At 69.2% G+C, this 15,061-nt stretch carries 15 protein-coding genes; 4 read left to right on the top strand and 11 right to left on the bottom strand.

The genetic code is table 11. The annotated features are described in order from the left end of the window. Positions 1–93: 93 nt before the first annotated feature. From ppx to BM214_RS09220, 7 genes are all read right to left on the bottom strand, one after another. Complete coding sequence (gene ppx / locus BM214_RS09250; RefSeq protein WP_090486075.1) at positions 94–1,599, bottom strand: exopolyphosphatase; 1,506 nt, start codon at positions 1,597–1,599, stop codon at positions 94–96. Between the two features lie 19 nt (positions 1,600–1,618). Then, positions 1,619–2,146, bottom strand: coding sequence for a SixA phosphatase family protein (locus BM214_RS09245; protein ID WP_177217640.1), 528 nt, complete (start codon positions 2,144–2,146; stop codon positions 1,619–1,621). A gap of 164 nt (positions 2,147–2,310) precedes the next feature. Beyond that, complete coding sequence (locus tag BM214_RS09240; RefSeq protein WP_090486069.1) at positions 2,311–3,561, bottom strand: inorganic phosphate transporter; 1,251 nt, start codon at positions 3,559–3,561, stop codon at positions 2,311–2,313. Positions 3,562–3,604: 43 nt separating this feature from the next. After that, positions 3,605–4,285 carry a TIGR00153 family protein gene (locus tag BM214_RS09235; protein WP_090486066.1) on the bottom strand — a complete coding sequence of 227 codons (681 nt, stop codon included), beginning with the start codon at positions 4,283–4,285 and terminating at the stop codon, positions 3,605–3,607. Positions 4,286–4,458: 173 nt separating this feature from the next. Further along, on the bottom strand, positions 4,459–5,772 hold the full coding sequence (phoR, locus tag BM214_RS09230; protein ID WP_090486064.1) for a phosphate regulon sensor histidine kinase PhoR: 1,314 nt from the start codon (positions 5,770–5,772) through the stop codon (positions 4,459–4,461). A 9-nt stretch (positions 5,773–5,781) separates the two neighbouring features. Then, positions 5,782–6,474 (bottom strand): phosphate regulon transcriptional regulator PhoB, encoded by a 693-nt coding sequence (gene phoB, locus BM214_RS09225; protein ID WP_090486061.1) that lies wholly within the window; start codon positions 6,472–6,474, stop codon positions 5,782–5,784. Positions 6,475–6,576: 102 nt separating this feature from the next. After that, positions 6,577–6,912 carry a DMT family transporter gene (locus BM214_RS09220; protein ID WP_090486058.1) on the bottom strand — a complete coding sequence of 112 codons (336 nt, stop codon included), beginning with the start codon at positions 6,910–6,912 and terminating at the stop codon, positions 6,577–6,579. 156 nt (positions 6,913–7,068) lie between these two features. Between BM214_RS09220 and BM214_RS09215 the strand changes: the two genes are divergently transcribed. Continuing rightward, positions 7,069–7,920, top strand: coding sequence for a tetratricopeptide repeat protein (locus BM214_RS09215; protein ID WP_244887920.1), 852 nt, complete (start codon positions 7,069–7,071; stop codon positions 7,918–7,920). Positions 7,921–8,022: 102 nt separating this feature from the next. Next, on the top strand, positions 8,023–8,811 hold the full coding sequence (locus BM214_RS09210) for a ParA family protein (RefSeq protein WP_090486055.1): 789 nt from the start codon (positions 8,023–8,025) through the stop codon (positions 8,809–8,811). Between the two features lie 31 nt (positions 8,812–8,842). Here BM214_RS09210 and BM214_RS09205 read toward each other — a convergent pair whose 3' ends face one another. After that, on the bottom strand, positions 8,843–9,058 hold the full coding sequence (locus BM214_RS09205) for a 2-hydroxymuconate tautomerase family protein (RefSeq protein WP_090486052.1): 216 nt from the start codon (positions 9,056–9,058) through the stop codon (positions 8,843–8,845). A gap of 45 nt (positions 9,059–9,103) precedes the next feature. On the opposite strand from BM214_RS09205, the gene BM214_RS09200 reads away from it, so the two are divergent. Next, positions 9,104–9,289 carry a PLD nuclease N-terminal domain-containing protein gene (locus BM214_RS09200; RefSeq protein WP_090486050.1) on the top strand — a complete coding sequence of 62 codons (186 nt, stop codon included), beginning with the start codon at positions 9,104–9,106 and terminating at the stop codon, positions 9,287–9,289. 15 nt (positions 9,290–9,304) lie between these two features. Here the strand turns inward: BM214_RS09200 and BM214_RS09195 are convergent, their stop codons facing one another. From BM214_RS09195 to dacB, 3 genes are all read right to left on the bottom strand, one after another. Next, complete coding sequence (locus BM214_RS09195; protein ID WP_090486047.1) at positions 9,305–11,503, bottom strand: YgiQ family radical SAM protein; 2,199 nt, start codon at positions 11,501–11,503, stop codon at positions 9,305–9,307. Beyond that, a complete protein-coding gene (locus BM214_RS09190) occupies positions 11,500–11,784 on the bottom strand; it encodes a late competence development ComFB family protein (protein WP_090486045.1) in 285 nt (94 codons plus the stop codon). The genes BM214_RS09195 and BM214_RS09190 overlap by 4 nt, the downstream gene beginning before the upstream one ends. Positions 11,785–11,885: 101 nt before the next feature. After that, positions 11,886–13,277: a D-alanyl-D-alanine carboxypeptidase/D-alanyl-D-alanine endopeptidase gene (gene dacB, locus BM214_RS09185; protein ID WP_090486120.1), complete on the bottom strand. Its 1,392-nt coding sequence runs from the start codon at positions 13,275–13,277 to the stop codon at positions 11,886–11,888. A gap of 250 nt (positions 13,278–13,527) precedes the next feature. Between dacB and BM214_RS09180 the strand changes: the two genes are divergently transcribed. After that, entirely contained in the window at positions 13,528–15,036 is a 1,509-nt protein-coding gene (locus BM214_RS09180; protein WP_090486042.1) for a fumarate hydratase, read from the top strand. Positions 15,037–15,061 lie beyond the last annotated feature (25 nt).

Here is a 15,061-nt window from a genome sequence, read left to right as displayed (position 1 = left end):
AACCGTCGCTGAACGTCCTAGGCATTCTGAGCGGAGCTACTGCCTTCTTGCAGACCTACCAGTGGTATCCCATTTCGAATCGATATCAAACAGCTAATCCTCGTACCTGAGCTTGAAGCCGGCGTTGCGCAGGTAGTCCGCCTCCCGCTCCAGGTCGGCCCGGGTCAGGGGGTGGGCCTCCAGCCAGCCGGGGGTAAAGCGCAGCTTCAGCCCCTGGGGCTTGGGCTTGAGGCCCGTGATGGCCTGCGCCCCCTCCTCGTTGCGGGCGCGGTGCAGCAGCACCGCCAGGCGCAGCAGCACCGCCAGGCGCGTGAGCCGGTCCCGCTCCGGTTCCGGTAGGGCGGAGAAGAGCTTGACCGGGAACTTGCGCCGGTGGGCCCGCACCAGCAGGGCCAGGCGCCGCTGCCCCTCCAGGGTGAAACCCGCCAGGTCGGCGTTCTCCACCAGGTAGGCGCCGTGCTTGTGATACTGGCTGTGGGAGATGCTCAGGCCCACCTCGTGCAGGCGGGCGGCCCAGGCCAGGCTGTCGGCGTCATCCTGGTCCAGGTCCCATTGCTCCCCCGCCTGCTCCACCAGCATGAGGGCCGTGCGCTCCACCCGCGCCGCATGCTCCGCATCCACCTGGAAGCGCTTCATGAGGCCGTCGATGGTGCGCCCGCGCACGTCCTCGTGGTGGCTGCGCCCCAGCAGGTCATAGATCAGACCCTCGCGCAGGGCACCGTCGGAGACGCGCATGCGCTCGATGCCCAGGGATTCAAAGATGGCGCTGAGCACCACCACGCCCCCCGGGAACACCGGCCGGCGGTCGTCGCTCAGGCCCTTGAGCTGCAGCTTCATGGCGTCCCCCGCCTCCAGGATCACGTCCCGCAGGCGGCGCAGCCCCTCCAGGGTGATCCCCTCCCGGGACCAGCCCTGTTCCCGCAGGATGCGGTCCACCGCCAGCAGGGTGCCGGAGGCCCCCAGGGCATCCTGCCAGCCCAGACGGCGGTAGGTCTCGGCGATGGGCTGCAGCTCCAGGCGGGCGCCGATCTCCGCGGCCCGCCAGGCGGTATCACTGACCCGCCCCTCGGGGAAGTACAGCCGCCCCATGCTCACGCAGCCCATGTGCAGGCTCTCCATGTGCAGGGGTTCGAAACGCTCGCCGATAATGAGTTCGGTGCTGCCGCCGCCGATGTCCACCACCAGACGGCGGCCGCCGTCGTCCGCCAGGGAGTGGGCCACCCCCAGGTAGATGAGCCGGGCCTCCTCGCGTCCGCCGATGATCTCGATGGGATGGCCCAGGGCCTCCCCCGCCCGTTCCTGGAAGCCCTCCGCCATGCGGGCCTTGCGCAGGGTGTTGGTGCCCACGGCGCGCACACTGCCCTCGGGCAGGTCCCGCACCCGCTGGCCGAAACGCTCCAGGCAGGCCAGGGCGCGTTCGATGGACGCCTCGTCCAGATGGCCCCGATGGTCCAGACCACTGGCCAGGCGCACCGGCTCGCGCAGGCGGTCGAGGACGTGCATCTCCCCGTCCCGCACCCGGGCGACGATCATATGGAAGCTGTTGGAGCCCAGATCCACGGCGGCCACCGTGTCGGAGGGTTTGCGGCGTCGGAACATGGGCGTAACCGGGAGCGGGTCAGTGGGGTTGGAGCAGGCGCAACTGGCGCTGGGTCAGCAGCCACTGGAGTACGGCCCCCCCCTCCCGGCAGTCCTTCTCCAGGGCGAAGGCGCAGGCCCCGCCCTTCTTCATGCGCACCGGGGCATGGCGCCGCCCGGTCAGGAGCCAGCCGGCCAGGAGGGAGAGGTTGGGCTCGTGCCCCACCAGGATCAGGGTGGACGGGAGCGCCTTGCCCAGCCCCCGCAACCAGGCCATCTGCCGGGCCGGATCGGCCTCGGGCACCAGTTCGGGGGTCTCCTCCACCGCCCGGGCAGGCAGGGCCCGGGCCAGGATCTCCGTGGTCTGGCGGGCGCGCACATAGGGGCTGGTGAACAGGGCCACGTCCCCCTTGAGCAGGGTGGCCAGCCCCAGGGCCGCCTCGTCCATGCGCGCCACCCCGCGGGGCGTCAGCGGACGCAACTGGTCCTCCTGGCCGGTGCGGGCGAAGGCCTCGGCATCCCCGGCCTGACTATGGCGGACCAGGATCAGGGTCTTGGGACAGGTCATATCAGGCTCCCCTTGGGCATCGCTGCATCCTTTGCTTGGACGACCGTTCATATTCATCCCTGATGGGGCGGATGACAACCGGGTCATGGGGGGTTGGCCCCTTGGGGTAATCGCACATGGTGCCCCACCGGGATGAAGCCTGCATGACAGCGGACATGATCGCTTCAGCCCAGCAGGGTCCGCAGCAGCAGGAAGAAGAAGATGGAGAGCAGGGCCCCCGCCGGCAGGGTGATGATCCAGGACATGAACACGGTGCGCACCACGCCCAGGTTGATGGCGGCGATGCCCCGGGCCATGCCCACCCCCAGCACCCCGCCCACCAGGGTATGGGTGGTGGAGATGGGCAGCCCGGTGCCCGAGGCCAGGACCACGGTCATGGCCGCCCCCAGGGTGGCGGCAAAGCCCCGGCTGGGGGTGAGTTCGGTGATGTTGCTGCCCACCGTGGCGATCACCTTGTGGCCGTAGGTCACAAGCCCCAGGACGATGCCGGTGCCCCCCAACAGCAGGATCCACATGGCCATGGGGGCCTGGTCGTGCACGTTGCCGTCCTGGGAGACGCTCACCACCGCGGCCAGGGGCCCCACGGCGTTGGCCACGTCGTTGGAACCGTGGGCAAAGGCCATGGCGCAGGCGGTCACCAGCATGAGCACGCCGAAGACCTTCTCCACGTTGGTGAAGTGGAACTCCCGGTCCGCCGCCGCGTCCAGCTTCAGGCGCCGGATGGCCAGGATCCCCAGCCCCATGACCCCGAGCCCCACCACGGCGGCCAGGGCATAGCTCTGCACCATGGAGAGTTCCAGGCCCACGTGCTTGAGCCCCTTGAGCAGGGTGACCAGGGCGGTAAAGAAGGCGGCGAGGAAGATGTACAGGGGAACGAAGCGGCGGGCGTTGTCCAGGGGGCGTTCGGTGTCGAGGATCAGGATCTGCACACTGCGAAACAGAGTGAAGGAGATCACCCCCGCCAGGGCCGGGGAGACCACCCAGCTCATGGCGATGGTCCCCACCCGGTCCCAGGCCACGGCGCTCATGCCCACGGCCACCACCGCAAAGCCGATGATGGCGCCGACGATGGAATGGGTGGTGGAGACCGGCCAGCCGAAGTAGGAGGCCACCAGCAGCCAGATCCCTGCGGCCAGCAGGGAGGAGAGCATGCCGTACACCAGGATCTCCGGAGTCCCCGCGAACAGGCCGGCATCCAGCATGCCGCTGCGGATGGTCTGGGTCACCTCCCCACCCGCCAGCCAGGCCCCGGTGAACTCGAACAGCGCCGCCACGATCACCGCCTGACGGATGGTCAGGGCCCGTGACCCCACGGAGGTGCCCATGGCGTTGGCCACGTCGTTGGCCCCCACCCCCCAGGCCATGAAGAAGCCGAAAAGGCATGCAAGGGCAATGAAAAGCGCTGCGTATTCCATGGAATACCCGGTTCTGGCGGTTTGTGGGTGATCGGATGGGGCGCTACTGCGCCAGCATCAGCTGCAGACGGCTGCCCACCCGCTGGGCCAGATCGGCCAGATCGCCGATCTCGTCGATGATGCGGTACATGAACATGACGTCCACGGGGGGCAGGGAGGATTCCAGGGCGAACAACCGCGCCCGCACCTGGACCTGCATGCGATCCGTATCGTGTTCGATGCGGTCCAGCTCCATGAGGAGGGTCTCCATCACCTCCACCTCGTGGCCGCGGAACCCCGCCTCCACCAGGTCTTCCAGTTCGTGCACGGCCCGGGCGGACTGCTCCACCGCCTCCACGCTGCGGGCCAGAAATTCCTGCAGGCCTGCCTGCAGGGACTCGGGGAAGGTCATGCCGCGCCCGAGGATCAGACCGGAGATGTCCTTGGCGGTGTTGGCGATGCGGTCCTGCACGGTGAGGGCCTCCAGCACGTCCCGCCGGGACATGGCCAGCATCAGCCCCTTGGGCAATTGCAGGCGCAGTTCCTTCTTGAGCCGGTCCGCCTCGTTCTCCAGGGCCGCGATGCGGTCCCGCCGCTCCCCGGCCGCCGTCCAGTCGCCGGCGAGGACGGCCTCCAGGAACCCGGGCAGTTCCGCGACACAGGCACGCACCTGATCCGCGTGGGCCTGCAGCGGGCGCACGGGGGATTTGCCGAACAGGCTGGAGAAATAGCTCTTCGGGGACATGACGGCACCTTTTGCAATGGCGGCGATTGTAACGGAATTGTCACACAGATCGAGAGCCCCGATCCCCAACGGTTGGGACCGCAATGGATCGCCTCAGGATCCCGGGGTGGCGGCGTCGAATGGGGCCAGGGGATACGGCCGCAAGGGGGGATGGGAAGGGCCGGTGCCCGGTTTCAATCGCTGGGACGGCGGAGCAACCGGGTGGAGGGGAAGTCGCAGGTGAAGATACTGCCCTGGTCGGGGTCGCTCTCGATGCGCAGCTTACCGCCGTGGCGCTGCAACACATGCTTGACGATGGCCAGGCCCAGGCCGGTGCCGCCGCGGGAGCGGCTGCGGTCGGATTCCACGCGGTAAAAGCGTTCCGTGAGCCGGGGGATGTGCTGCGGCGGGATGCCGATACCCGTGTCCTCCACCTGGAAGTGGGCGCCGGCCTCATCCTGGAACCAGCGGATGGTGATCTGCCCGCCGTCGGGGGTATAGCGGATGGCATTGGTCACCAGGTTGGAGAAGGCGCTGTGCAGCTCGGTGCGCGCACCCCGCAGCCACAGGTCCGGGTCCGCCTCCACGGTCACCGTCTGCCCCTTCTCCCCCACCAGCATATGGGCCTCCTCCTCGATCCCCCCCACCAGGGCCGGCACCGGTACCGGGGTCTGCTCGGCCTTGGGGTCTTCCCGGGTCTCCAGGTGGGAGAGGGTGAGCAGATCGTCGATGATGCGGCGCATGCGCTCCGCCTGGAATTCCATGGACTTCAGGGTGGTATGGATCGCCGGGTCCAGGGTGTCGTCATCCACCAGGGTCTCCAGATAGCCGTTGATCACCGTCAGCGGCGTGCGCAGCTCATGGGAGACATTGGCCACGAAGTCGCGGCGCATGGATTCCAGGCGATGGATGCGGGTGACGTCCCGTACCGTGAGCAGGAATTGCCGGTTGCCATAGGGCACGATGCGGGCGGAGAGGCGCACCTGATGATCCGGGGCGCGGGAGAACTCCACCGCCTCGGCGTAGGAACCCCGCTGCACGTAGGCGACGAAATCCGGATGCCGCAGGAGATTGGTGATGCGGGCACCGATGTCCCGGGGGGTCTCCAGCTGCAGCAACTCCACGGCGGCGCCGTTGAACCACTCGATCTCGAAGCGGCTGCCCAGGATCACCGTGGCATCGGGCATGGCCGCGCTGGATTCGTGGAAGCGGTTGAGCAGCTTGGCGATCTTCTTCTTGCGCCGGCGGTTGCGCTGATGCAGACGGTAGAGCTCGTGGATCAGATCCCGCCAGATGCCCGAGGCCTCCGGTGGATCGCTGCGCCGCCCCACCCGCACCCAGCGGTGAAAGCGCCACAGCTGATAGACATGCCAGCCCAGGTAGCCGGCCAGGGCCAGGGCCAGGCCCAGGGCGCCCCCCCCGAAGACCCAACCCAGCAGCAGGCCCGCGGCCAGCGCCGCCGCCAGGCGCCAGGCCTCCACCGTCCATGGATTGGGATCACGGATCATGGGGGTCGTTTACACGCGCTGGGAGAAGCGGTAACCGGCGCCGCGCACGGTCTGCACGTAACGGTCGCAGCCCGAGGGCTGCAGGGCCTTGCGCAGGCGCAGGATGTGCACGTCCACCGTGCGCTCCTCCACGTAGGTGTTGCGGCCCCACACCCGGTCCAGCAACTGGGCCCGGGAATACACCCGCTCCGGGTGGGTCATGAAGAAATGCAGCAGGCGGAACTCCGTGGGCCCCACCTCCAGGGGCTGCTCCCCCACCGTCACCCGGTGACTGGAGGGATCCAGGGTCAGGGACTCCACGGTGATGGGCTTGGCGTGTTCTTCCTGCACGCTGCGGCGCAGCACGGCCTTGATGCGCGCCACCAGTTCCCGGGGCGAAAAGGGCTTGGTGATATAGTCATCCACCCCGGCCTCCAGGGCCCCCACCTTGTCGTCCTCCTCGCCGCGGGCGGTGAGCATGATGATGGGCACCTCACCGGTGTATTCCTCCCGCTTGAGCCGGCGCGCCAGTTCGATCCCGCTCACCCCGGGCAGCATCCAATCCACCACCACCAGATCGGGCAACTGTTCCGCCAGACGTGCATGGGCCTCCTGGGCATCCCCCGCCTCCTCCATGCGGAATCCCGCCCGGGCCAGGGCAAAGCCCACCATCTCGCGGATGGCCGGTTCGTCTTCCACCACCAGGATCGTCTTCTCGGTCATAGCCTTCGGTCCGCAGTGCCCCATCGGATGCCGGTCATTAAAACGAAAGCCTGTTACACACCCATGACAGCATGACAGAAGATTGAAGGATCCATGACGGCCTCAATCCAGGGTGACGGTGCGGGAGAAGACCTGGAGCACCACCACCCCGGCCAGGATCAGGCCGATACCCACAAGACCGGCCAGATCCAGGGACTGGCGCAGCCAGACCACCCCCACCAGGGTGATGAGCACGATGCCGCCCCCGGCCCAGATGGCATAGGCCACCCCTACAGGGACATGGCGCAGCACCAGCCCCAAGAGATAGAAGGCCGCCCCATAGCACAGCACCACCGTCAGGCTGGGAAACCAGCGGGTAAAGCCGTCGGAGAACTTCAGGGCGGTGGTCCCCATGACCTCCGCCAGGATGGCCAGGGCGAGCAGCAGGAACGGGGGCAAGGGCGTCATCCTCGTGTCACATTTTTGCCACAGGACAGGCGTACCATGGCGTGCACATTATACGTAACCGGATCATACGCCTCCTGCATGCCCTTGATGCACCCCCCGCACCAGCCCCGATGCCCCTCCCCCACCCGGCCGAGACGGCGCCTATCCGTGTATTGGCTCGTGCTGCTGCTCCTGCTGCCGCTCCCCCTGGTGGCCCCGCAGATGGCCTTGGCTGCGCCCACCCCCTGGTCCGCCGAGGCCGCTGCGGCAGAGCCCGTGGCGCGGCTGGAGGCCGAGGCCCATGCCCATCTGAAGACCACCCCGCCGGATTACGACCAGGCGCGGCGCTGGTTTGCTGCGGCGGCTAAACAGGGCTCCCCCCGGGCCATGGCCTACCTGGGCTGGTTCCATGAACACGGCCACGGTGTGCCACAGGACCCGGGCCAGGCCGTGGCCTGGTACGCCCGGGCGGTGGACGCCGGGGCACTGCACTACACCCTGCACCTGGGCTGGATGCACCTGGACGGGCGTCTCCTGAAGACGGACCAGGCCGCCGCCGAGGCCTGGTTCCGGCGGGGGATCCGGGCCGGCTACACCCCTGCCCAAGTGGCCCTGGCCTCGGTCTGGATCGCCGACGCCATGGGGGGCAAGGCCCCGCAGCGCACCCTGGAGGCGGAGCGGCTGCTGCTGGATGCCCATGACAAGGGCGCCCCCAAGGCCGATTACTTCCTGGCCAAGCTCTACATCCAGGGCATCGGCGCCGTGGATGCCGATGCGGACAAGGCCTTTTATTACACCCGACTGGGGGCGCGCCGCGGCGAGCCCACCATGCAGGCCTGGCTGGCGCAACAGTACCTGGATGGGCGCGGCGTGGAGGCGGACCCGGTGCAGGCGGTGAAATGGGCCCATCGTTCCGCCTCCGCCGGGGACCCCATGGGCCAGGCCCTGTGGCAGGATCTGGAGAGACGCCTGGACCCGCAGGTGATCCGCGAGGGCAAGGCCCGGGCCGGGGAGGACTGAGGACCCGGCGCGCTCGACCGCCCCCGCCCCCTTTGGCTACACTGCACGGCTTACCGGCGATGCGATCCGCGGTCCGCCGAAAAGACCGGCATGGGGTGTCTGATGAAACGCGTCATCTTCAACCAGAAAGGCGGGGTGGGCAAATCCACCATCACCTGCAACCTGGCGGCCATCAGCGCCGCCCGCGGCCTGCGCACCCTGGTGGTGGACCTGGATCCCCAGGGCAACTCCACCCACTACCTGCTGGGGGAACAGGCGGAGCACTGCCCGCAGACCATCTCGGACTTCTTCGGCGCCACCGTGGGCTTTTTCAGCAACCGCAAGCCGGCCCGGCTCACCCCCCTGGAGACGCCCTACGAGCAGCTGCACATCGTGGCCGCCAACCGGGAGCTGGAGAACCTGCAGACCAAGCTGGAGTCCCGCTACAAGATCTACAAGCTGCGCGAGGCCCTGCAGGGGCTGGAAGGGGAGTACGACGCCGTCTTCATGGACACCCCCCCGGCCCTGAACTTCTTCACCCGCTCCGCCCTGATCGCGGCGGACCGCTGCCTGATCCCCTTTGATTGTGACGACTTCTCCCGCCGCGCCCTGTACGAACTCCTGGACAACGTGCGCGAGATCCAGGAGGACCACAACGACGCCCTGATGGTGGAGGGGATCATCGTCAACCACTTCCAGTCCGGCGCCAACCTGCCCCGGGCGGTGGTGGAGGAACTGGTGCAGGAGGATCTGCCGGTGCTGCCCGCCTACCTCTCCGCCTCGGTGAAGGTGCGGGAGTCCCATCAGGTGGCCCAGCCCCTCATCCACCTGACCCCGAGCCACAAGCTCACCGGGGAATACCTGGCCCTCTACGGCCTGCTCACCGGCGAGGCCGTGACCCTGGCCGACTGAAGGGGCCCTCGCACCCCCATTACCCGCCGCCTCAGGCCCCTCCGGCCCGGGCACGCCCCCGGCGCAGGGTGATGGTCTCCCCCGCCACGCCCCAGTTGTCGGTGTCCACCTCGTCGATCACCACCACGGTGGTGGCCGGATCCTTGCCCAGCACGTCCACCAGCAGTTGCGTGGCCCCGCGGATGAGTTCGGCCTTCTGCTCCGCCGTGGCCCCCTCGCGGGTGATCTTGATGTTCACATACGGCATGGATCATCCTCCGAAATACCATCCAAAAACGAAAAAGGAACCCCCATGGGCATCGAGGTCTCGGGCCTTTTCGGCCTGCTGTTTCTCATCCTCATCGTCTGGGCCATCGTCAGCACGGTGCAAAGCCGCGCCGGCACGGGCACCAAGGTCCTGTGGATCGTACTGCTGATCCTGGTGCCGGTGATCGGCTTCATCCTCTGGCTGCTGCTGGGGCCCAAGAGCGGCCGCTGAGCCTCCCGGCCTACCTCAGCGGGACCGGCGCGGGGGTTTCCCGGGGGGGCGCCCCGAGCGGCGGGCGGTCCCGCCGGGGCGGCCCTTGCGGGCCGGGGCGGGGCCGCGCCGCCCCTCCCCGCCCCGGCCCGTGCCCTGGGGCTGGTAACGGGGCACCAGGTGGCGCTTGCCGTTGCCGATCAGATCCGCCCGTCCCATGTCCTGCAGGGCCTTGCGCAGCAACGGCCAGTTCTCCGGGTCGTGGTAGCGCAGGAAGGCCTTGTGCAGCCGCCGCTGGCGCAGCCCCCGGGCCACGTGCACCCGCTCCCCCCCGTCGGGCCGGATGGGCTTCAGGGGGTTCAGGCCGGTGTGGTAGATGGTGGTGGCCAGGGCCATGGGTCCCGGCAGGAAGCCCTGTACCTGATCCGGCCGAAAGCCGTTGTCCTTGAGCCACAGGGCCAGTTGCAGCATGTCCGCGTCGGTGGTGCCCGGGTGGGCGGCGATGAAATAGGGCACCAGGTACTGCTCCTTGCCCGCCTCACGGCTGTAGTGCTCGAACAGGGCCTTGAAACGGTCGTAGGCGTCCATCCCCGGCTTCATCATCTTCTCCAGCGGCCCGGACTCCGTGTGCTCCGGGGCGATCTTCAGATAGCCGCCCACGTGGTGGGTCACCAGTTCACGCACGTAGGTCTTGGAACGGATGGCCAGGTCGTAGCGCACGCCGGAGGCGATGAGCACCTTCTTGATGCCCGGCCGCCCGCGGATGCGCCGGTAGAGTTGGATGAGCGGACCGTGGTCCGTGTCCAGGCGGGGGCAGATGCGCGGGAAGACACAGGACAGGCGCCGGCAGCGGGCCTGGATCTGCGGGTCCCGGCAGCCCATGCGGTACATGTTGGCGGTGGGACCCCCCAGGTCGGAGATGATGCCGGTGAAACCCTCCACTCGGTCCCGGATCTCGTCCACCTCCTTCACCACGGAATCCTCGGAGCGGGACTGGATGATGCGCCCCTCGTGCTCGGTGATGGAGCAGAAGCTGCAGCCCCCGAAGCAGCCGCGCATGATGTTCACGGAGAAACGGATCATCTCCCAGGCGGGGATGCGGCTGCCCCGGTAGGCGGGGTGCGGGGCGCGGGCGAAGGGCAGGTCGAACAGGGTGTCCAGTTCCGCCGTGGTCAGGGGGATGGGCGGCGGGTTGACCCACAGGTCACGCCCGGCATGGGCCTGCACCAAGGCGCGGGCGTTGCCGGGGTTGGTCTCCAGGTGCAGCAGGCGGGCGGCATGGGCGTAGAGCACCGGGTCCTGGGACACGGTGTCGGCATCCGGCAAGCGGATCACCGTGCGCGCCCAGGACGGCACCTCCCCGCGCCGGGGCTGCAGGCGCGGACCCGGCGCGCCCCCGTCCCGGGCCCAGGCCACGGCCTGGCCGGGGCCGCACTGCTCGGGGATGTCCCCGCAATACGGGTCCCGGTGGGGGGGCACCGGCCCGGGGCGGTCCACGCAGGTGGAGTCCAGTTCGTGCCAGTCCTCGGGCACGCCCTCCAGGGCGAAGGCCGTGCCCCGCAGATCGCGGATCTCCCGCACCGGCTCCCCGGCGGCGATGCGGTGGGCCGCCTCCACCAGGGCGCGCTCGGCATTGCCGTAGAGCAGCAGGTCGGCCTTGGCGTCCAGCAGCACCGAGCGGCGCACCTTGTCGGACCAGTAGTCGTAGTGGGCCACCCGCCGCAGGCTGGCCTCGATGCCCCCCAGCAGGATGGGCACGTCCCGGTAGGCCTCCCGCGCCCGCTGGCTGTAGACGATCACCGCCCGGTCCGGCCGCCGCCCGCCCTCGTCGTCGGGGCTGTAGGCGTCGTTGCGGCGGATGCGCCGGTCGGCGGTATAGCGGTTCACCATGGAATCCATGTTGCCAGCGGTGATGCCGAAGAAGAGGTTCGGCGGCCCCAGGGCCGTGAAGGCCTCGGCGGAGCGCCAGTCGGGCTGGGCGATGACCCCCACGCGAAAGCCGTGGGCCTCCAGCAGCCGGCCGATGATGGCCACGCCAAAGCTGGGATGATCCACATAGGCGTCACCGGTGACGAGGATCACATCGCAGCTGTCCCAGCCCAGCTCGTCCATCTCGGCCCGGGACATGGGCAGGAAGGGGGCCACCCCGAAGCGGGCGGCCCAATAGGGACGGTGGGAGAACAGCGGCCGCAGCGGGGAGGCCGATGCCGCCGGTGAAGGTTCCGATGGGGTCATTCGATCTCGTCCAGGCGCAGTTCGCTGCGCCGGCGGGTGGTGCGCAGGGCGTAGTCCACCGCCTCCGCCACCTGGCGGTTGATCAGCTCCCAGTCCTCGTCGGTGAGGCGGGTGGTCAGGTCCACGGAGAAGCGTACATAGCGCGGGGGCAGGCGATTCAGGGCCACACAGGCCAGATCGTCCATATGGGCGGTATCGAGCTCATCCCCCCGCTCGACGAGCACCTGACGGATGCGGTCGTAGACCAGGTGTTCGAAGTAATTCTGGATGTTGCCGATCATGATCCACCTCCGGTGGGCAGGTTGCGTGGAGGGTGCGGTTCCCTCCTCCCCCTATTCTGACAGGACTTGTGAATCTTGAGGCCATCCAGGGCGCTGGCGGTTCAATCCGAGGCGTGCACCCAGGTCAGGAAGGCGTCCTGGATGGACACACCCTGCCCGTGGGTCAGCCCCGGATGGCGGATCAGGAGCACCACCAGGCGATCCCCGCCCCCCGCCGTGCGCACGTATCCGGCCACCGCCGACACCCCCCGCAGGGAACCCGTCTTCAGGTGCATCCGCCCCGCCAGGGGGGTGTCCTGAAAGCGCCGGCGCAGGGTGCCGTCCATACCCGCCAGGGCCAGGGAGGCGATGTACTCGGGGCGGTAGGGGCTCTCCCAGCCCGCCTGCAACACCCCCGCCAGCTGCCGCGCGGTGAGGCGGTTCTCCCGGGAGAGACCTGCGGCGTTGTCCAGCACGAAGCCCCCCAGACCGATCCCCCGCCCGCGCAGGAAGTCCTGCAGCACCCGGTGGCCCTTTTCCGGGGTGGCCGGGCTGCCGTGCACCTCCAGCCCCAGGGTCAGGTTCAGCTGGCGGGTCATGACATTGTTGCTGTACTTGTTGATCAGGCGCACCAGCTCCCCCAGGGGCGGGGAATGATGCACCAGCAGGGGTTCGGCCTCCGGATCCGGCACGCGGCCCAGCCGCCATCCCCCGTCCAGCACCCCGCCCCACTGGGCCCAGAGGGTCCGGAACAGGTCGTGGGCATACCGCTCCGGCCCCGAGGCGGTGCGCAGCAGGGTGGAGGGCCCGCAGTGGGTCGGCACCCCCCCTTCCAGACGCACCCGGGAAGGCTCCGGCACGTGGTAGCGCACCTGACGCGCGGGGCCCGTGCAGGACCCGTGATCGTCCAGGTGCAGTCGGTTCTCCACCTGCAGATGCGCCAGGGGCGGATCCACGGCCACGCGCACGATCCCCGCCTGCGGCTGGGGATGCAACTCGAAGCGCACGGCGTTGAAGTTCATCAGCAAAGGATGCGGGGGCTGGTTATAGGCGCGAAAGGGCTGGCCGTCGAAGGCCCCCGGGTCTTCCGGCGGCAGACGAAAACGGCTCAGGTCCAACACCAAATCGCCCCGGATGCGGCGCACCCCGCTGCGGTACAGGGCCCCCGCCAGCTTCCACACCTCCTCGCTCACCAGGAAGGGATCGCCGCCGCCCCGCAGGTAGAGATCCCCCTGCAACACCCCGTCCTCCACCGGGTCCGGGGCGTACACCGCCGTCTCCCAGCGATAGGCGGGCCCCAGCACCTCCAGGGCCGCCAGGGTGGTCACCAGTTTCAGGGTGGAGGCCGGGTTGCGGGGCACATCCGGGCGGTGGGCGATCACCGGCCGCGCCGCCCCCGGGGCCTGCACCCACAGGCTCACCGCCGCCTGCGGCACCCCGTGGCGCTCCAGGGCCCGGGCCAGGGGGTCGGGGAGGGCCGCCGACACCGACCCGGTCCAGGCCAGGGCGGACAGGAGCAGCACCAGGGCGGTGCGCAACAGAAGGCGAGATCTATGGGGCAAGGCAAGGATCCTCGGGGAAAGCAGCTACTCTATCCCGTCCCGGGGCGGCGGGGGAATGGCCGGCCCGCAAGCGGAAACCCTCCCGGCAACCCGGGCGGGGATGGTCCTGACGGTGCCGGGATGGGTAAGATAATCCGTTTTCCGGGACGGGCCCGATAGGACCCGGACCCGGACCGCGTAGCCCCTTTTCCGGAGTCCGTCCATGTCCGTCATCCGCCAGGAAGACCTGATCCAGAGCATCGCCGACGCCTTCCAGTTCATCAGCTACTACCACCCGAAAGACTTCGTGCAGGCCCTGGCGCGGGCCTACGAGCGGGAGGCCTCCCCCGCCGCCCGGGACGCCCTGGCCCAGATCCTGGTCAATTCCCGCATGTGCGCCCAGGGGCACCGCCCCATCTGCCAGGACACCGGCATCGCCGTGGTCTTCCTCAAGATCGGCATGGACCTGCGCTGGGAGGCGGACATGAGCCTGCAGGCCATGGTGGACGAGGGGGTGCGCCGCGCCTATACCCACCCCGACAACCCCCTGCGGGCCTCGGTGCTGGACGATCCCGCCGGGGCGCGGCGCAACACCCGGGACAACACCCCGGCGGTGGTGCACACCGAGATGGTTCCCGGCGACCGCCTGGAGGTGATCTGCGCCGCCAAGGGGGGCGGCTCCGAGAACAAGGCCAAGCTGGCCATGCTCAACCCCTCCGACTCCATCGTGGACTGGGTGCTGCAGACCGTGCCCGGCCTGGGCGCCGGCTGGTGCCCACCGGGCATCCTGGGGCTGGGCATCGGCGGCACCCCGGAGAAGGCCATGCTCCTGGCCAAGGAATCCCTCATGGCCCCGGTGGACATCCACGAGCTGCGGGAGCGCGGTCCCGCCAACCGGGTGGAGGAACTGCGCCTGGAGCTGTACGACAAGGTCAACGCCCTGGGCATCGGCGCCCAGGGGGTGGGCGGGCTCACCACCGTGGTGGACGTGAAGATCCTGGACTACCCCACCCACGCCGCCTCCCTACCCGTGGCCCTGATCCCCAACTGCGCCGCCACACGCCACGTGCACTTTGAGCTGGACGGCAGCGGCCCGGCCGACCTGGTGCCCCCCGCCCTGGAGGACTGGCCGGCCCTGGACTATGACCCGGCAGAGGGTCGCCGCGTGGACCTGGACCGGGTCACCCCCGAGGAGGTGGCCACCTGGAAGCCCGGCGAGGTGCTGCTGCTCAGCGGCCGCCTGCTCACCGGCCGGGACGCCGCCCACAAGCGCCTGGTGCAGATGCTGGACCGCGGCGAGCCCCTGCCCGTGGATCTTCGCAACCGCTTCATCTACTACGTGGGCCCGGTGGACCCGGTGGGCGATGAGGTGATGGGCCCCGCCGGTCCCACCACCTCCACGCGCATGGACAAGTTCACCCGCCGCATGCTGCAGGACACCGGCCTGCTGGGCATGGTGGGCAAGGCCGAGCGCGGGCCGGAGGCGGTGGCGGCCATCCGCGACCACGGGGCCGTCTACCTCACGGCCGTGGGCGGCGCCGCCTATCTGGTGTCCAAGGCCATCCGCTCCGCCCGGGTGCTGGCCTTCGAGGACCTGGGCATGGAAGCCGTCTATGAATTTGAAGTGAGGGACATGCCCGTGACCGTGGCGGTGGACAGCCAGGGCACCTCGGTGCATGAAACCGGCCCCCGGGAATGGCGCATGCGCATCCAGCGGGGCATACCGTCCTGACCCATAAGGGCCATGCAGGCCCCGC

The sequence above is a fragment of the Ectothiorhodospira mobilis genome (assembly GCF_900114895.1).
GTDB classification, from domain to species: domain Bacteria; phylum Pseudomonadota; class Gammaproteobacteria; order Ectothiorhodospirales; family Ectothiorhodospiraceae; genus Ectothiorhodospira; species Ectothiorhodospira mobilis_A.
Note: the sequence above shows the minus strand (reverse complement) of the source record. Positions and strands in the feature narration are given on the sequence as shown.